This is a genomic window from Afipia sp. DC4300-2b1 (assembly GCF_049895725.1).
Taxonomy (GTDB): domain Bacteria; phylum Pseudomonadota; class Alphaproteobacteria; order Rhizobiales; family Xanthobacteraceae; genus Afipia; species Afipia broomeae.
In genome coordinates this window covers 303,513-319,821 of the sequence record NZ_JAFCSX010000001.1, presented here as the reverse complement: position 1 = coordinate 319,821, position 16,309 = coordinate 303,513, and the positions used below count along the sequence as shown (strand labels likewise).

Genomic DNA, 16,309 nt, shown 5'->3' with positions numbered 1-16,309 from the left:
ATCAACTCGAAGTCAACTCCAGAGAAATGACTTCAATTCGGCATGTCTTGCAACGATTTGCGCGCATTGCCGCGCGCTTTTCCTCCGTCTGTCACCGGACCGCAACGGTTCAATGAGAGAAGCGAAAAAGCCGTGGTTTCGTTCCATGGGACAGTGATTCGCGCGTCAGCCCGTAGGGTCGACAGGTTCCCTGCCGGAGGCCGCAGCCTCATCGATTTTCCGGTACAGCGTCGAACGGCCCATCTTCAGCCGCCGCGCAACCTCGGACATTTGTCCGCGATAATGGGCGATGGCGAAGCGGATGGTCTCAGCCTCCATATCGTCAAGCGGCCGGACCTCGCCGTCTTCACCGAGCATGGCCAGGGTGCCATAGGCCGGCGCAAATTTGTGGGACGCAGGGGCAGGGGCGATTGGTATCTCGGCACCGGAAACCATATCCGTCGGCGAGGAGGGCGGGCTGTCCAACATCACCGGTTCGGCGTCGGGCGAAACCGGGAACATTCCGCCGGTCTGGGGAAAGTCATCCGGTCCGAGCTGGCCGCCGTCGCTCATCACGATCGCTCGGTACACCGCGTTTTCGAGCTGACGGACATTGCCCGGCCACGGCATCTGTCCGAGCAGCGCCATGGCTTCGCCGCTGACGCCGGTGACTTGCCGGTTCTCTTCGGCGGCGATGCGCGCCATGAAGTGACGGACCAGATGCGGGATGTCCTCGCGGCGCGTCCGCAACGGCGGAATTGTCAGCGGCAGCACGTGCAGCCGGTAAAACAGGTCTTCGCGGAATGCGCCGGCCTTCACCTGATTGAGCAGATTGCGGTTGGTCGCCGATACGATCCGTACATCGACCTTCACCGGCTTGCGCCCGCCGACGGCTTCGACCTCGCCCTGCTGCAAGGCGCGCAGCAGTTTCACCTGCGCCGCCAGCGGCAGCTCGCTGATCTCGTCGAGGAACAGTGTGCCGCCATTGGCTTCAACGAATTTGCCGGCATGGCGCTCGGTGGCGCCGGTGAACGCGCCCTTCTCGTGGCCGAACAGCAGCGACTCCACCAGATTGTCCGGGATCGCGCCGCAGTTCACGGTGATGAACGGCTTGGCGCTTCGCTCGGAGGAGCCGTGGATGGCGCGGGCGATCAGTTCCTTGCCGACGCCGGATTCGCCTTCAATCAGTACCGGAATCGTGGACCCGGCGGCCTTCTTGCCCATCGCGATGACGTGATTCATCGTTTCGGATCGGGTGACGATGTCAGCGAAAGTGAGCTTGCCTTCGCGGCGATGCCGGATGCGCTGAAGTTCGCCTTTCAGCGCGCTGGCGTTGAGCGCATTGCGCAGCGACACCTGCAGACGTTCGATGCCGACCGGTTTCACCACGAAATCGTGCGCACCGGCGCGCATCGCCGACACCACGTTGTCGATGCCGCCGTGCGCGGTCTGCACGATCACCGGCAGATCGAGGCCGATATCGCGAATCTTGGCCAGCACGCCCATGCCGTCGAGGCCGGGCATGACGAGATCCAGCACCAGGGCGTCGACGGGTTTGGTGTCGGGATCGATCAGATGGGCGAGGGCGGCATCTCCGCTGTCCACTGTCACGGCGTCGTAACCGCAGCGCTGCACCATATTCTCGACGAGGCGCCGCTGTACGGCATCGTCGTCGGCGATCAGGATGGTGGCAACCATGGTATTCCCCGCAACTCTGGACTATCTCACAACATGTCTCGAATCGGGGCACTCTGGCCGATGCCGATTAACGACCTCTTAAGAGTTGGTTTTGTCCACAACCGCTGCAATCGTCACGCGTTCTGTAAGCTCTTGAACATCACGGATTGAAATATGGCTTCGCGCACATCTGCTCTCCGCAAATCTCCGGCAAAATCCAAACCTGCGACCAAAACCGCTTCCAAGGCGAAAACCTCCGCTAAAAAGGCGGCTGGCGCGTCAGGCAAGGCAGCCGAGCTGCCGGAGTGGAATTTGACCGACCTCTACCCGGCGATCGATGCGCCGGAGGTGGCACGCGATCTCGATAAGCTCGATGCCGACTGTGTGGCGTTCGAGAGCGCCTACAAGGGCAAGATCGCGGAGCAGGTCGCGGCGCCGAACGGCGGTGAGTGGCTGGCCGAGGCGATCAGGAGCTACGAGGCGATCGATGATCTTGCCGGACGGCTGGCGTCCTATGCGGGCCTCGCGCACGCGGGCAATACGGTCGATGCGGCGATCTCGAAGTTCTACGGCGACGTGTCCGAGCGCATCACCGCGGCCTCGACTCATCTTTTGTTTTTCGCGCTTGAACTCAACCGTGTCGATGACGAGGTGATCGAGCGCGCGATGGCGGTGCCGTCGCTCAATCACTACCGGCCCTGGATCGAGGATCTGCGCAAGGACAAGCCGTATCAGCTTGAGGACCGCGTCGAGCAACTGTTCCATGAGAAGTCGCAGACGGCTTACGGCGCCTGGAACAGGCAGTTCGATCAGTCCATTTCGGCGCTTCGCTTCAAGGTCGGCGGTAAGGAACTCGCGATCGAGCCGACGCTGACGCTGTTGCAGGATCGCGCCCCGGAAAAGCGCAAGGCTGCGGCGCAGGCGCTGGCGAAAACCTTCAAGGCCAATGAGCGCACCTTTGCGCTGATCACCAACACGCTCGCCAAGGACAAGGAAATCTCCGACCGCTGGCGCGGTTTTCAGGACATCGCGGATTCGCGCCATCTTGCGAACCGGGTCGAGCGCGAGGTCGTCGATGCGCTGGTCGCCTCGGTGCGCGCGGCGTATCCGCGGCTCTCTCACAGATATTACAAGATGAAGGCGCGCTGGTTCAAAAAGAAGACGCTGCCGTACTGGGACCGCAACGCGCCGCTGCCGTTCGCGGCAAAAAGTCAGATCGGATGGAATGACGCCAAGAGCACGATCCTGAAAGCCTATGGCGATTTCTCGCCGCAGATGGCGGGCATCGCAGAGCGCTTCTTCGATGACCGCTGGATCGATGCGCCGGTGCGGCCGGGGAAGGCGCCTGGCGCATTCTCGCATCCGACCACGCCGTCGGCGCACCCCTATGTGCTGATGAATTATCAGGGCAAGCCGCGCGACGTGATGACGCTCGCGCACGAGCTGGGCCATGGTGTGCACCAGGTGCTCGCTGCCAAGCAGGGCGCGCTGATGGCGCCGACGCCGCTGACGCTGGCGGAAACCGCCAGCGTGTTCGGTGAGATGCTGACCTTCAAGCGGCTGCTGGCCCAGACCAAAAACGCGAAGGAGCGCCAGGCGCTGCTCGCCGGCAAGGTCGAGGACATGATCAACACGGTTGTGCGCCAGATCGCGTTCTATTCGTTCGAGCGCGCGATCCACACCGAGCGCCGCAACGGCGAACTCACCGCCGAGCGCATTGGCGAAATCTGGCTCAGCGTGCAGGGCGAAAGCCTCGGGCCGGCGATCGAGATCAAGCCGGGCTACGAGACGTACTGGATGTATATCCCGCATTTCATCCATTCGCCGTTCTACGTTTACGCCTATGCCTTCGGCGACTGTCTCGTGAATTCGCTGTATGCAGTCTATGAGAACGCCTCGGAGGGGTTTGCCGACCGCTATCTCGCGATGCTGTCGGCCGGCGGCACCAAGCATTATTCCGAACTGCTTCAACCGTTTGGGCTGGATGCCAAGGATCCCAAATTCTGGGACGGCGGGCTGTCGGTGATCGAAAACCTGATCGCCGAGCTGGAGGAGATGGGATAGCCTCTCTTATCGAGGCAACGGCCGGGCGGGCCGGACTTCCCGTTCCGCATCGCGGAAATTTCCGCCGGGGCCATTGCATGGCTTGCATGCGGACGTGTTTAATCCTTGGAATCGGCCTACGACGAAAGTTGCCCTTGTCTCGCAATTGGGCTAATTCGCGTCACAATTGGGAATGGCGCTGGAGGGGATTGATGTCTGACCATAACGAAGTTGCGTACACCACGGCGGATGGCATGGACTATCCCGCGCACGAGCAGACCTACGAAGGTTTTCTCATGATGACGAAGTACGGCACGATTGCCGTCATCGCCATCGTCGCCCTGATGGCGATATTTCTCACCTGATTGAATTCGTTGTACCGGCAGCGTAGCCGGTGATTAAGTCATGCGCGGCCGAACGGCTGCGGGAGGCGTCATGAAAATTGCGATAGCCAAGGAAGTCGATGCGACGGAGCCGCGTGTTGCGGCGACGCCCGACACGGTCAAGAAATTCAAGGCATTGGGGATTGATGTCGCGATCGAGCCGGGCGCGGGCATCAAGTCCGGCCTGCTGGATGCGGATTATGAAGTGGCAGGCGCTGTCGTCAGCGCCGACGCGGTCAAGGACGCCGACATCGTCATCAAGGTGAAGCGCCCGGAAGCCTCCGAAGTTACCAAATACAAGAAGGGCGCCCTGGTCATCGCGATCATGGACCCCTACGGCAACGAAGCCGCGCTGAAGGCGCTGGCCGATGCCGGCGTCTCTGCCTTCGCGATGGAACTGATGCCGCGCATCACCCGCGCCCAGGTGATGGACGTGCTGTCCTCGCAGGCGAACCTCGCCGGCTACCGCGCCGTGGTCGAAGCGGCCGAAGCCTTCGGCCGCGCCTTCCCGATGATGATGACTGCGGCCGGCACCGTGCCCGCTGCGAAGGTTTTCGTGATGGGCGTCGGCGTTGCCGGATTGCAGGCGATCGCCACCGCCCGCCGCCTCGGCGCCGTGGTCACCGCGACCGACGTGCGTCCGGCGACCAAGGAGCAGGTCGAAAGTCTCGGCGCCAAGTTCCTCGCCGTCGAGGACGAGGAATTCAAGAACGCGCAGACCGCCGGCGGTTACGCCAAGGAAATGTCGAAAGAGTATCAGGCCAAGCAGGCCGCGCTCACCGCCGAACACATCAAGAAGCAGGACATCGTCATCACCACGGCGCTGATCCCGGGCCGTCCGGCGCCGAAGCTCATCACCGCCGAGATGGTGGCGTCGATGAAGCCGGGCTCCGTGCTGGTCGATCTTGCGGTCGAGCGCGGCGGCAACGTCGAGGGCGCGAAGGCCAACGAAGTGGCTGATGTCGGCGGCGTGAAAATCGTCGGCTATACCAATCTCGCCGGCAAGGTCGCGGCATCGGCGTCGAGCCTTTATGCCCGCAACCTGCTGTCGTTCATCGAGACGCTTTACGACAAGGCCGCCAAGTCGCTCGCCGTGAAGTGGGACGACGAACTGGTGAAAGCCACCGCGCTGACCAGGGACGGCGCTGTCATCCATCCGAATTTCCAGCCGAAAGCATAAGGAGAGCCGACATGCATGGAATTGAGGCTGTCGACCCGTTTGTGTTCCGGTTGTCGATTTTCGTTCTCGCGGTTTTCGTGGGTTATTTCGTGGTGTGGTCGGTGACGCCTGCGCTTCATACGCCGCTGATGTCGGTGACCAACGCGATTTCGTCGGTCATCGTGGTCGGTGCGCTGCTGGCGACCGGCGTCGCGCTGGTCGGCAACGACGACGGTCCGCTCTGGGCGCGCGCGTTCGGTTTCGTCGCGCTGGTTTTTGCATGCATCAACATATTTGGCGGCTTCCTTGTGACCCAGCGTATGCTGGCGATGTACAAGAAAAAGCAGAAGTGACGGGGCAGGGAACATGAACGCGAATCTCGCAGCGCTGCTCTATCTCGTCGCTGGCGTCCTCTTCATCCTGTCCTTGCGCGGTCTGTCGAGCCCGGCGTCGTCGCGCCAGGGCAATTTCTTCGGCATGATCGGCATGGCCATCGCCATCGCCACCACGCTGGCGGCGCATCCGCCGACGAGCGCGACCGGCTGGATCCTCGTGATCCTCGGCATCGCCATCGGCGGCGGCATCGGCGCGGTGATTGCCCGCCGCGTGCCGATGACCTCGATGCCGGAACTGGTCGCAGCCTTCCACTCGCTGGTCGGTATGGCGGCGGTGCTGGTCGCAGCCGGTGCCTTCTACGCGCCCGCCGCGTTCGACATCGGCACCCGCGGCAACATCCATGCATCGAGCCTCGTTGAAATGTCGCTCGGCGTCGCCATCGGCGCGCTGACCTTCACCGGCTCGGTGATCGCGTTCCTGAAACTGTCGGGCCGCATGAGCGGCGCGCCGATCATCCTGCCGGCACGCCATATCATCAACATCGTGCTTGCGTTGGCGCTGGTGTTCTTCATCTACGGCCTCGTGGTCTCGCAGAGCTCGTTCGACTTCTGGATGATCACCATCATCGCGCTGGTGCTCGGCGCCCTGCTGATCATTCCGATCGGCGGCGCGGACATGCCGGTCGTGATCTCGATGCTCAACTCGTATTCGGGCTGGGCGGCGGCGGGCATCGGTTTCACCCTCGGCAACTCGGCGCTGATCATCACTGGCGCGCTGGTCGGCTCTTCGGGTGCGATCCTGTCCTACATCATGTGCCACGCGATGAACCGTTCCTTCATCTCGGTGATCCTCGGCGGCTTCGGCGGCGAGACGGCCGCGGCCGGCGCCGCCGGAACCGGCGAAGTGAAGCCGGTCAAGCTCGGTTCGGCGGACGACGCGGCCTTCATCATGAAGAACGCGCAGAAGGTCATCATCGTGCCGGGCTACGGCATGGCGGTGGCGCAGGCGCAGCACGCCCTTCGCGAAATGGCCGATACGCTGAAGAAGGAAGGCGTCGAGGTGAAGTACGCGATTCATCCGGTGGCGGGCCGCATGCCCGGCCACATGAACGTGCTGCTCGCCGAAGCCAACGTGCCGTACGACGAGGTGTTCGAGCTCGAGGACATCAACTCGGAATTCGCGCAGGCCGACGTCGCCTTCGTGATCGGCGCCAACGACGTGACCAACCCGGCGGCGGAAGAAGATCCGAAGTCGCCGATCTATGGCATGCCGGTGTTGCAGGTCTGGAAGGCCGGTACTGTGATGTTCATCAAGCGCTCGCTGGCGTCCGGTTACGCCGGTGTCGACAACCCGCTGTTCTATCGTGACAACACGATGATGCTGCTGGGCGACGCCAAGAAGATGACCGAAAACATCGTCAAGGCGATGTAGGGCGACGCCGCCTTCCATTCGCCGAAACAATCGAGGCCGTGCGCTGCGCACGGCCTCTTTTTATTATTCCCTTGGCAGCCGGTGGATTGCGCAGAGCTTGTTGCCGTCCAGATCGCGCAGATAGGCGATGTACAGCTTCACACCGCCGCCTTCGCGAATGCCCGGCGGATCTTCGCATGTCGTGCCGCCGTTCGCGATCCCGGCCGCATGCCAGGCGTCGGCTTCCGCGGTCGAGGCGGCAGCAAATCCGATCGTCCCGCCATTGGCCGGGGTGGCCGGCTTGCCGTCGATCGGCTTCGACACCGAGAAAGTCCCGGTTTTGGTGCGATAGAAGATACGATGCCGGTCGACGATCGCGGGCGGCACGCCGAGCGTCCCCAGCAGCTTGTCATAAAATGACTTGGCCTTGTCGAGATCGTTCGTCCCGATCATCACATGAGAGAACATTTTTGCGTTTCCTTCCGAGAAATAGTCCTCTTTGGTTACGGTATCCCGCTTCCGGGCGCAAATTTCCTCTGCGCCAGCTATGCCTTTTGCAATCACGCCGGTAGAGTGAACCAATGAGTGCCCATACACACATGCCGCGGTCAGCCTGGGTTTATCCCGCGCTGGCCGTTTTGCTGTTCGCAAGCACGATGATTCCGGGGATCGGTTTCAGTCATACAGCGGCAGGGTTTGCCTTCGCGGCGGTGTTGCTGGTGATCCTGTTCGGCACGGTATTCGCGGCTGTCCATCATGCCGAGGTGATCGCCCACAGGATCGGCGAGCCCTACGGCACGCTGCTGCTGACGCTGGCGGTGACCATCATCGAGGTCGCGCTGATCGCCACCATCATGCTCGGCGACAAGTCCGTGCCGACGCTGGCACGCGATACGGTGTTCGCAGTGGTGATGATCGTGTGCAACGGCCTCGTGGGCGTTTGCATTCTCGCCGGCGGGCTTCGCTATCGCGAGCAGGATTTCCAGGTCACGGGCGTCAACGTCTATCTTTGTGTTCTGATCGTCATCGCCACCATCACGCTGATCCTGCCGAACTACACGCTGTCCACGCCCGGACCGGTCTATTCGGCAACGCAGCTTGGCTTTGTCAGCGTTGTCACCGTCGTGCTGTACGGTGTCTTCCTCTACACCCAGACTATCCGTCATCGCGACTACTTCATCGTCGAGAGCGAAGAACAAGCCGCCGATCATGCCTCTGCATCCGGCGGCGAGTTGATACTGAGTATCGCCCTTCTGCTGGTGTCGCTGGTGGCTGTCGTGCTGCTCGCCAAGAAATTTTCTCTGGTGGTCGATGCGGGTGCTGCCGCCATCGGCGCGCCGCCGGCCTTCGCGGGTGTTGTGGTGGCGCTGCTCGTTCTGCTGCCGGAAAGCATCGCTGCGCTCGCCGCCGCACGGAAGAACGACTTGCAGAAGAGCATCAATCTGGCGCTCGGATCGTCGATCGCGACCATCGGTCTGACCGTTCCCGCGGTCGCCATCGCGGCCTATGTGCTGGACAAGCCGCTGGTGCTCGGCCTCGACGCACGTGATATGGTGCTGCTGGCGATGACCATGCTGGTCAGCATGATGACGTTCGGAACGGGGCGGACCAACATCCTGTTCGGGCTGGTTCACATGCTGGTGTTCGCGATGTTTATCTTCCTGGTGCTGGTCCCGTAGCGGCATCCAGCCCCCGCCCGGGGCTTACCGGGAACGTCTAAAAATTCCTGACAAAGCCGTTTCCCGGCGGTTTCCCGGCATTTGCCACCGATCCGTCGCAGTTGATCCCTCAATCGGCCCAAAAGTTCCCGCATGCAACGTCGCGCGGGGAGTTGCCATGATCAAGAAACTGTTCACCAAGTATTTTTTAGAGGTCATTCCGTCGATCGTGGCGACGGTGGTCGGTGCGTATATCGTCACCCACTACATCAACGCCAAGTCGGAAACGGACAAGCCGAAAGCTTCGATCTCGGCCCCCGCCGGCACCTCGAAGGATGCAGCCCCGCAAACGCTGAAAGCAGACGACTCCGGCGACAAGGTCTCGAAAGAGAGCGCGAAGGCCGAGGCCGCCAGACTCAAGGCGGAAAAGCTTGCCCTCGAAAAAGCTGCCGCCGAGCGATCAGCGGCTGACCGGGCCGAGAACGCACGAAAGGCCGCCGAGAAGCTTGCGGCTGAGAAGGCTGCCACCGAGAAAGCCGCCGCAGAGAAACTCGCCAGCGAAAAGGCTGCTGGTGAAAAGCTTGCTGCCGACAAGGCTGCTGCCGAGAAGCGCGAGAGGGCCGCTGCAAAGCCTGCGGCCGCATCGCTGCCAGCCGAAGCCAATGCCGCGCCTGACGACAAGCGCGATGCCAATGACCTCGCACGGGCTGCCATCGAGCGCTTGCGCAGGTCGGGTCCGCAGCAGCCCGCCGAACAGGCGCGCGCACCCGAGGGCGCGCAAGGCCAGGAGCGTGCGAAGGTGAACAGCGTGGTCTACGCGCCTGCCCCACAGCAGCCAGCCGTGCAGCCGCTGCCGCCTGCGGTGACTGTCGCACCGGGACCCAGCGAAGCCGCGGTCGCGCCGCCGAAGCCATTTCCAGAGCCGATATCAGGACCGTCCGAGATCCGGGCCGACGATGGCTTGCGGCTGACGCCGCCAGCCGACATTCCGCCGCGTCCGATGGATCTGCGCGCCAAACAGGGCCGTCTCTCGTCCGTGACGGACGATGTGGTCTCGGCCGCGAAGTCGGTGTTTCACGCGGTGGTGCCTGAGCAGTCGAACTAGGCGTGTAACAACGGATGGCATGTCCGCCACATGCCAGACGCGGGCGTCTTGCCGACACCTTGAAATGAGCGGCGCGCCAAAGCCCGTTAGGGTCCGCCTAATAGCACCGCGTGATATTCACGCTGACGGTTTCCTCGGCGCCTTCGCGCCGGGGGACCTGGACGGTCTGCCTGGTGCATTCCTGTACATAAGGTCTGTCGGACGGTGCGACAGCCGGTGGGAATCGGTGTGTCCAGTCCCACGGGACATCGTAGGAGTAGGTGTAACGGACATCACCTGATGCCGGCGGCGGCGCGACATCGATGCCGGGTTCGGCATAGGGTGGTTCATAGAAATAGCCGCCAACGCCGGGCCAGAAAGTTCTGGCGTAGTGTCCCCGGTGCCGCTGCATTGGCCGGCCGGCTGACGGACGGAAAGCTGGATGCGCCGAAACAGATGCTCCGCCAGGCGCAGCGCCCGGATCGGCAAATGCCTCGTTCGAAACAAGAATAAGCGCTGCCACGCCGAGAGAGGCGACAAGCGCTCCATAAGATCTGTTGGTCATGGCACGCACTCTGGGTTGGCGAACAGCTTTCCAAGGCACGCTAGGTCTGGCCTTTGTGGCCCGCAAACGCAGAATTAATAATTGGTTAAGGCTTAATCTTAACGGGCGGGCTGGTGGCAGGGCCGACGATGTCCAGAAACTCTTTGACCGTGCTGACCGCTCCGGGGCTGACCGCGACGTAGCCGGGGAGTAGCGTGACGGCGTCGTGAAACGCCTGTCCCTTCATGACATCGAGCACGCGCTGCATCGGCTCGGTATCGAGAAACGCCCGGCGGCAAACGAAGAAATAGTCCTCCGTCAGCAGGCGGACGAAATCCAGTCCGAACTGCTTCGCGGCCGCCTCGACGCCGAAGGCTGCGTCCGCCATGCCGCTCGCCACGTAGGCGGCGACAGCGGCATGCGTGAACTCCATCTGCTGCGCGCCATTGATCTTCGCTTCGTCGATCTTGTGCTGGGCCAGCAAACGATCGAACAGCGTGCGCGTGCCGGAATCGTGGTCGCGGTTGACGAAGCGCGCCCTGGTCTCGACGAGGTCGTTCAGCGATCCGATCCTGAGCGGATTGCCGGACTTCACCATCAGGCCCATCTCGCGGGTCACGAAGCTGATGACGCGATCCTCCCGCGGGTCGAGCCACTCCCGGCAGGCCTTGATCGCCTGCGCGCGCAGTTCGCCACGGGGGATGTGCACGCCGGAGAGATCGCAGGCACCCTGCGCCAGCGATACCAGCGAGTTCTGGTTGCTCACATAGCGCAGATCGACACCGATGCCGGGTTCCTTGTCGAGCAGCTCGCGCAGCCTTGAGACCGCGAAGCCGTGGCTGGCGTGCACGCGAATGACTGACGGGCGCTGATGCAGGAACGGCTTGATCTCGGTGGCGAGTTCCTGCGCCAGGTTTTCAAGCTGCGGTCCGAGCCGCGCCTGCATCCGTTGCCCGGCCCATACCAGCTTCTCGCCGAAAGCCGTCAGCGTCGTGCCCTTGCCGCGATGGGTTTCGACCAGCGGCACGCCGAAGAACTCGGACCATTGCTCGACCAGATTCCACACATGCCGATAGGACAGGCCGGCGTGGTGTGCCGCACTGGTAAGCTTGCCGGTGGTGCGGATTTCGTTGAGCACACCGAGCATCACGACGGCGGTCTGCGGGCTGCCTTCCTTGTGAAAGCGCCAGACGGGTTCGATCTCGATTTGCAGCATCGTTCCGTCCTCTTATGAAATTTGCTTCATATGCTCGTGAGCCATTTGCACATTATATCATATTTACTGAGGCATTCTTGGCAAGCATGCTTGGGGAAACAACAGGAGAAATATGATGTCAATTGCATATGACTATTCCCACGAGACGTCCCGCGACGCTGCCGTGGTTCTCCGCAAGCAACTGCTGATCGATGGCCGGCACGTCGAGGCCGTCTCCGGCAAGACCTTCAACACCCTCAATCCCGCCACAGGACAGGTGATCGCGACCATCTCCGAAGGCAACGAAGCCGATGTCGATCGCGCTGTCGCTGCGGCGCGCCGCGCCTTTGAAGGCGTCTGGAGCACCATGCGGCCTGCCGAGCGCGGCCACATCCTGTTCCGGTTCGCCGAACTGATGAAGCAGCACGGCGACGAACTTGCCGAACTGGAAAGCAGCGATGCCGGCAAGCCGATCGCGGCGGTGCTGCGGCAGGATCTTCCCGCCGCCATCGACACGCTGACGTACTACGCAGGCTGGGCCGACAAGATTCACGGCGACACCGTGCCGACCCGCAGCGATGCGCTCACCTACACCGTGCGCGAGCCGGTCGGCGTCGTGGCCGCGATCGTGCCGTGGAATTTCCCGCTGATGATCGGCATGTGGAAGCTGGCGCCCGCGCTGGCCTGCGGCTGCACCATCGTGATGAAGCCCGCCGAGCTGACCTCGCTGTCGGCGCTGCGGATCGGCGAGCTGGCGCTTGAGGCGGGTCTGCCGCCGGGCGTGCTCAATATCGTGCCCGGTCCCGGCCGCGTGGTCGGCGATGCGCTGGTCAATCATCCCGGCGTGGACAAGGTGACGTTCACAGGCTCGCCCGGAGTCGGCCGCGGAATCCTCAAGGGTGCGGCGGGCAACTTCAAGCGCGTGTCGCTCGAACTCGGAGGCAAGTCGGCCAACGTGATCTATGACGACGCCGATCTCGACGCGGCGACCAAAGCTGCAGCGGCGGGTATCTTCTTCAACGCCGGGCAGGTGTGTTCGGCGGGTTCGCGCGTTCTGGCGCATGAGAAAGTCTATGACGAAGTGGTCGCGCGCCTCACAGCCCGCGCCGAAGCGCTGCGCATGGGCGACACCGCCGACAAGACCACGGTGCTGGGTCCTGTGATTTCCGAGAAGCAGATGAAGTCGATCCTCGACTATGTCGACATCGGCCAGAAGGAAGGCGCGACGCTCGTCACCGGCGGCCGGCATGTCGGCGACCGCGGCTACTACATCAGCCCGGCGGTGTTCGCCAACGTGAAGCACGAGATGCGGATCTCGCAGGAAGAAATCTTCGGCCCGGTGGTCAGTGTCATCAAGTTCAAAGATGAAGCCGATGCGCTGTGGATCGCCAACGGCACGGCGTTCAGTCTCGCGGCGGGTGTCTGGAGCCGCGACATCGGCCGGGTGCAGCGGTTCGCGAAGAAGGCGAAGGCCGGCACGGTCTGGATCAACACCTATGGCTATACCGATGTGCGGTTGCCGTGGGGTGGTGCGGGTGACTCGGGCTTCGGCCGCGAACACGGCACCGAAGCGCTGGCGAATTTCACCGAGCCGAAAGCGGTCTGGATGAATCTGAACGTTTGAAATCTCCCTCTCCCCGCTTGGGGGAGAGGGTTGGGGCGAGGGCAAAAGTCCCTCACCCGGAGTTTTCGCTTCGCCCAATCTCCGACCTCTCCCCGTGAACGGGGAGAGGTGAAGAGACGCACCGCTCAAAACAAAAACGCGGGCCGCAAGGCCCGCGTTTTCATATTCAAAACTGTTGAGATCGCCTAGCGCGGCCCGCGCGGACCGGCACCTGCGCCGCCACGGCCACCGGCTGCACCACGGTCGCCGCCCGGACCTGCGCCGAACACCGGCTTCGGCTTCATCGGGAGCAGACCTTCGCGCTGCAGCTTCTTGCGCGCGAGCTTGCGGGCGCGGCGAACGGCTTCAGCCTTTTCGCGGGCCTTCTTCTCGGAGGGCTTTTCGTAATGACCGCGGAGCTTCATCTCGCGGAAAATACCCTCGCGCTGCATCTTTTTCTTCAGCGCCTTGAGAGCCTGGTCGACATTGTTATCGCGGACGAGAACCTGCACGCGGCATCCTCTTTGGTTTCAATCATGAAATTCTGGAGACGACGAAGGACCGGCTAAAGGCCACGCCCTTCTCATCGAAGGCGCGGATGTACCAGATCAAACCGGGAATGTCCACCTGTGGATGGCCTTTTTCACGGGCCTGAAAGCCATGATTCCGGAGCAAATTAGACGGGCCGGGCCCGCGATTCGGGGGAATTCAGAAGGAAGGCTTAAGACTCCCATTTCTACGGTTCCCGCCATTGAGGTGAGCCAACACCACGATTGAGGGGAGACGTGAACATGAATGCGAAGAAATACGCCGCCGAGGCCATCGGCACGTTCTGGCTGACATTTGCAGGCTGCGGCAGCGCGGTCCTTGCGGCGGCTTTTCCGCAGGTCGGCATCGGCCTGCTCGGGGTCTCGTTTGCCTTCGGTCTGAGTGTCGTCACCATGGCGTTCGCCATCGGCCATGTTTCGGGCTGCCATCTCAATCCGGCCGTCACGGTCGGGCTCGCCGCCGGTGGCCGCTTTCCCGGCGGACAGGTGATTCCCTACATCATCGCTCAGGTTATCGGCGCGATTCTGGGCGCGGCCCTATTGTACGTGATCGCCAGCGGCAAGGCCGGTTTCGATCTCGCGGGCGGCTTCGCGTCCAACGGCTATGCCGACCATTCGCCGGGCAAATACAGCCTGCTGGCCTGTTTCGTCTCCGAAGTGGCGATGACGGCGATGTTCCTGTTCATCATCATGGGCGCCACCCATGGCAAGGCGCCGGCCGGCTTCGCGCCGCTCGCCATCGGCCTTGCGCTGGTGATGATCCATCTGGTCAGCATTCCCGTCACCAACACCTCGGTGAACCCGGCGCGCAGCACCGGCCCCGCCCTGTTCGTCGGCGGCTGGGCCGTTCAGCAACTCTGGCTGTTCTGGGTCGCGCCGCTGATCGGCGGCGTCATCGGCGGCGTTGTCTATCGCTGGCTGAGTGACGAGCCGGAAGGGATCGTCGCGGGCAGGTAACGCCTGATCTTCAGATAAAGACCAAGGCTGTCGCGAGTGATCGCGGCAGCCTTTTTATTTCTGCTTTTGGGGAGCCTTGACCTCGGTCACATGGCCCATCTTGCGGCCGGGGCGCGGCGCGCCCTTGCCATAAAGATGCACAGTGGCGCCGGGGACGCCCAGCCACTTGCCGTAATCGAGAATGTCGTCGCCGATCAGGTTGGTCATGGTGACGTCGCCATGCCGCACCGGATGCGCCAGCGGCCAGCCGGCGATGGCGCGGATGTGCTGCTCGAACTGCGACACCGACGCGCCGTCCAGCGTCCAGTGGCCGGAATTATGCACGCGCGGCGCGATCTCGTTGACCAGCAGGCTCGGGCCATCCTTGCCGGGCACTACGAACAGTTCCACCGCCAGCACGCCGACATAATTTAGCGCGGTTGCGATCTTCTCGGCGATCACGCGGGCCTGTGCCGCGAGCTCATCGGAAATACGCGCCGGGGCGTAGGAATACTTCAGGATGTGGTCGCGATGCTCGTTCTCGGTGACGTCGTAGCAAACCACCTCGCCGCTCGCGCTGCGCGCTGCGACCACGGAAATCTCGCGCTCGAACGGCACGAAGGCCTCGAGGATCGCGGATCGCGTCTCGAGATCGGCCCACACCGTTTCCGGATCGTCGCCTTCGCGGACCACGACCTGACCCTTGCCGTCGTAACCGAAGCGCCGGGTCTTGAGCACGGCGGGCAGCCCGATCTGGCCGATGGCGGTTTTCAATTCCTGTGCGGAGGAGACATCGGCATAGCGGGCGGTGGCGATGCCGAGCTTGCTCACGAAATTCTTTTCCGCGAACCGGTCCTGCACGGTTTCCAGCACCTTCGGATCCGGCAGCACCGGGCGGCGGGCTGACAGGATCATCGCGGTCGAGGAGGGAATGTTCTCGAATTCGTAGGTGATGACGGCGACGTCGGATGCGAACAGTTCAAGCGCCTCGACATCGGCGTATTCCGCGCAGGTCGCGTTCTGCACCACATCGAAGGCCGGCGAATCCGGATCCGGCGAAAACACCTGCGCCTTGAGGCCGAGACGTGCTGCGGCGAGCGCGAGCATCCGGCCCAATTGTCCGCCGCCGAGAATTCCGATGGTGTCGCCTGGTTTCAGCGTCACCCGACCTGAAGATGTCACTTAGTTTCTTCCTTTGGGCGCTCGCTCACGGCCTCGGTCTGTTGCTTGCGCCACGTCGCAAGCCGGGTTGCAAGGCCGGCATCGTTGAGCGCCAGCACACTTGCGGCGAGCAGGGCGGCATTGATAGCGCCGGGCTTTCCGATCGCCAAGGTGCCGACCGGGATTCCGGCGGGCATTTGCACAATGGAGTACAGCGAATCCACGCCCGACAGCGCCTTGGACTCCACCGGCACGCCGAACACCGGAAGTTCCGTCAAGGCGGCTGCCATGCCGGGCAGATGCGCAGCTCCCCCGGCACCGGCGATGATGACCTGGAACCCGGCCGCCTTGGCCCCCTTGGCGAAGCCGTAGAGCCGCTCGGGAGTGCGGTGTGCCGAGACGATGCGCGCCTCGTGGGCGACGCCGAGCGCGGTCAGGGTCTCTGCGGCATGGCGCATGGTTTCCCAGTCGGACTGGCTTCCCATGATAATGGCAACGGGGGTGGTCATCTGGAATCTTCAAAAAGGGCCGGAAAAAGAGGGCGGATTATAGGGTTGCGCCCCTGCGTGGCAAGCTTGCGCGAATCCGTTATC

Annotated in this window: 16 protein-coding genes; 9 read left to right on the top strand and 7 right to left on the bottom strand. The window is 62.8% G+C overall.

The genetic code is table 11. From position 1 onward, the window contains the following. Nucleotides 1-165 precede the first annotated feature (165 nt). Entirely contained in the window at nt 166-1,677 is a 1,512-nt protein-coding gene (locus ACP7AL_RS01585) for a sigma-54-dependent transcriptional regulator (protein ID WP_425988117.1), read from the bottom strand. 153 nt (nt 1,678-1,830) lie between these two features. Here ACP7AL_RS01585 and ACP7AL_RS01580 point away from each other — a divergent pair, with 153 nt between their 5' ends. From ACP7AL_RS01580 to ACP7AL_RS01560, 5 genes are all read left to right on the top strand, one after another. After that, nucleotides 1,831-3,720, top strand: coding sequence for a M3 family oligoendopeptidase (locus ACP7AL_RS01580; protein ID WP_425988115.1), 1,890 nt, complete (start codon nt 1,831-1,833; stop codon nt 3,718-3,720). 191 nt (nt 3,721-3,911) lie between these two features. Continuing rightward, nucleotides 3,912-4,064 (top strand): aa3-type cytochrome c oxidase subunit IV, encoded by a 153-nt coding sequence (locus ACP7AL_RS01575; RefSeq protein WP_006022160.1) that lies wholly within the window; start codon nt 3,912-3,914, stop codon nt 4,062-4,064. A 70-nt stretch (nt 4,065-4,134) separates the two neighbouring features. Further along, complete coding sequence (locus ACP7AL_RS01570; RefSeq protein ID WP_425988112.1) at nt 4,135-5,262, top strand: Re/Si-specific NAD(P)(+) transhydrogenase subunit alpha; 1,128 nt, start codon at nt 4,135-4,137, stop codon at nt 5,260-5,262. Between the two features lie 11 nt (nt 5,263-5,273). Beyond that, entirely contained in the window at nt 5,274-5,594 is a 321-nt protein-coding gene (locus tag ACP7AL_RS01565; RefSeq protein ID WP_006022158.1) for a proton-translocating transhydrogenase family protein, read from the top strand. Between the two features lie 13 nt (nt 5,595-5,607). Continuing rightward, nucleotides 5,608-7,008 (top strand): NAD(P)(+) transhydrogenase (Re/Si-specific) subunit beta, encoded by a 1,401-nt coding sequence (locus ACP7AL_RS01560; RefSeq protein ID WP_006022157.1) that lies wholly within the window; start codon nt 5,608-5,610, stop codon nt 7,006-7,008. Between the two features lie 63 nt (nt 7,009-7,071). On the opposite strand, the gene ACP7AL_RS01555 is transcribed toward ACP7AL_RS01560, so the two are convergent. Further along, entirely contained in the window at nt 7,072-7,455 is a 384-nt protein-coding gene (locus ACP7AL_RS01555) for a VOC family protein (protein ID WP_024919896.1), read from the bottom strand. 113 nt (nt 7,456-7,568) lie between these two features. On the opposite strand from ACP7AL_RS01555, the gene ACP7AL_RS01550 reads away from it, so the two are divergent. Both ACP7AL_RS01550 and ACP7AL_RS01545 read left to right on the top strand, forming a co-directional pair. Then, a complete protein-coding gene (locus tag ACP7AL_RS01550) occupies nt 7,569-8,666 on the top strand; it encodes a calcium:proton antiporter (RefSeq protein ID WP_425988109.1) in 1,098 nt (365 codons plus the stop codon). Nucleotides 8,667-8,823: 157 nt separating this feature from the next. Beyond that, on the top strand, nt 8,824-9,750 hold the full coding sequence (locus ACP7AL_RS01545) for a cell envelope biogenesis protein TolA (protein WP_425988107.1): 927 nt from the start codon (nt 8,824-8,826) through the stop codon (nt 9,748-9,750). A 97-nt stretch (nt 9,751-9,847) separates the two neighbouring features. Here the strand turns inward: ACP7AL_RS01545 and ACP7AL_RS01540 are convergent, their stop codons facing one another. Continuing rightward, complete coding sequence (locus ACP7AL_RS01540; protein WP_425988104.1) at nt 9,848-10,294, bottom strand: hypothetical protein; 447 nt, start codon at nt 10,292-10,294, stop codon at nt 9,848-9,850. An 85-nt stretch (nt 10,295-10,379) separates the two neighbouring features. Next, complete coding sequence (locus ACP7AL_RS01535) at nt 10,380-11,489, bottom strand: substrate-binding domain-containing protein (RefSeq protein ID WP_425988102.1); 1,110 nt, start codon at nt 11,487-11,489, stop codon at nt 10,380-10,382. Between the two features lie 115 nt (nt 11,490-11,604). Between ACP7AL_RS01535 and ACP7AL_RS01530 the strand changes: the two genes are divergently transcribed. Further along, on the top strand, nt 11,605-13,092 hold the full coding sequence (locus tag ACP7AL_RS01530; RefSeq protein WP_425988099.1) for an aldehyde dehydrogenase family protein: 1,488 nt from the start codon (nt 11,605-11,607) through the stop codon (nt 13,090-13,092). A gap of 185 nt (nt 13,093-13,277) precedes the next feature. Here the strand turns inward: ACP7AL_RS01530 and rpsU are convergent, their stop codons facing one another. Beyond that, nucleotides 13,278-13,583 (bottom strand): 30S ribosomal protein S21, encoded by a 306-nt coding sequence (gene rpsU / locus ACP7AL_RS01525; protein ID WP_006022150.1) that lies wholly within the window; start codon nt 13,581-13,583, stop codon nt 13,278-13,280. Nucleotides 13,584-13,862: 279 nt separating this feature from the next. On the opposite strand from rpsU, the gene aqpZ reads away from it, so the two are divergent. Beyond that, on the top strand, nt 13,863-14,576 hold the full coding sequence (gene aqpZ, locus ACP7AL_RS01520) for an aquaporin Z (protein ID WP_425988097.1): 714 nt from the start codon (nt 13,863-13,865) through the stop codon (nt 14,574-14,576). Nucleotides 14,577-14,630: 54 nt separating this feature from the next. Here the strand turns inward: aqpZ and ACP7AL_RS01515 are convergent, their stop codons facing one another. Together ACP7AL_RS01515 and purE are read right to left on the bottom strand one after the other, a co-directional pair. Continuing rightward, nucleotides 14,631-15,737, bottom strand: coding sequence for a 5-(carboxyamino)imidazole ribonucleotide synthase (locus ACP7AL_RS01515; protein ID WP_425988095.1), 1,107 nt, complete (start codon nt 15,735-15,737; stop codon nt 14,631-14,633). After that, nucleotides 15,734-16,225: a 5-(carboxyamino)imidazole ribonucleotide mutase gene (gene purE, locus ACP7AL_RS01510; RefSeq protein WP_425988093.1), complete on the bottom strand. Its 492-nt coding sequence runs from the start codon at nt 16,223-16,225 to the stop codon at nt 15,734-15,736. The genes ACP7AL_RS01515 and purE overlap by 4 nt, the downstream gene beginning before the upstream one ends. Between the last annotated feature and the right edge of the window lie 84 nt (nt 16,226-16,309).

Bases quoted from the DNA above. Each gene is read 5' to 3' on its own strand.
- ACP7AL_RS01585 (WP_425988117.1), bottom strand. From the start codon at position 1,677: ATGGTTGCCACCATCCTGATCGCCGACGACGATGCCGTACAGCGGCGC.
- ACP7AL_RS01580 (WP_425988115.1), top strand. From the start codon at position 1,831: ATGGCTTCGCGCACATCTGCTCTCCGCAAATCTCCGGCAAAATCCAAA.
- ACP7AL_RS01575 (WP_006022160.1), top strand. From the start codon at position 3,912: ATGTCTGACCATAACGAAGTTGCGTACACCACGGCGGATGGCATGGAC.
- ACP7AL_RS01570 (WP_425988112.1), top strand. From the start codon at position 4,135: ATGAAAATTGCGATAGCCAAGGAAGTCGATGCGACGGAGCCGCGTGTT.
- ACP7AL_RS01565 (WP_006022158.1), top strand. From the start codon at position 5,274: ATGCATGGAATTGAGGCTGTCGACCCGTTTGTGTTCCGGTTGTCGATT.
- ACP7AL_RS01560 (WP_006022157.1), top strand. From the start codon at position 5,608: ATGAACGCGAATCTCGCAGCGCTGCTCTATCTCGTCGCTGGCGTCCTC.
- ACP7AL_RS01555 (WP_024919896.1), bottom strand. From the start codon at position 7,455: ATGTTCTCTCATGTGATGATCGGGACGAACGATCTCGACAAGGCCAAG.
- ACP7AL_RS01550 (WP_425988109.1), top strand. From the start codon at position 7,569: ATGAGTGCCCATACACACATGCCGCGGTCAGCCTGGGTTTATCCCGCG.
- ACP7AL_RS01545 (WP_425988107.1), top strand. From the start codon at position 8,824: ATGATCAAGAAACTGTTCACCAAGTATTTTTTAGAGGTCATTCCGTCG.
- ACP7AL_RS01540 (WP_425988104.1), bottom strand. From the start codon at position 10,294: ATGACCAACAGATCTTATGGAGCGCTTGTCGCCTCTCTCGGCGTGGCA.
- ACP7AL_RS01535 (WP_425988102.1), bottom strand. From the start codon at position 11,489: ATGCTGCAAATCGAGATCGAACCCGTCTGGCGCTTTCACAAGGAAGGC.
- ACP7AL_RS01530 (WP_425988099.1), top strand. From the start codon at position 11,605: ATGTCAATTGCATATGACTATTCCCACGAGACGTCCCGCGACGCTGCC.
- aqpZ (WP_425988097.1), top strand. From the start codon at position 13,863: ATGAATGCGAAGAAATACGCCGCCGAGGCCATCGGCACGTTCTGGCTG.
- purE (WP_425988093.1), bottom strand. From the start codon at position 16,225: ATGACCACCCCCGTTGCCATTATCATGGGAAGCCAGTCCGACTGGGAA.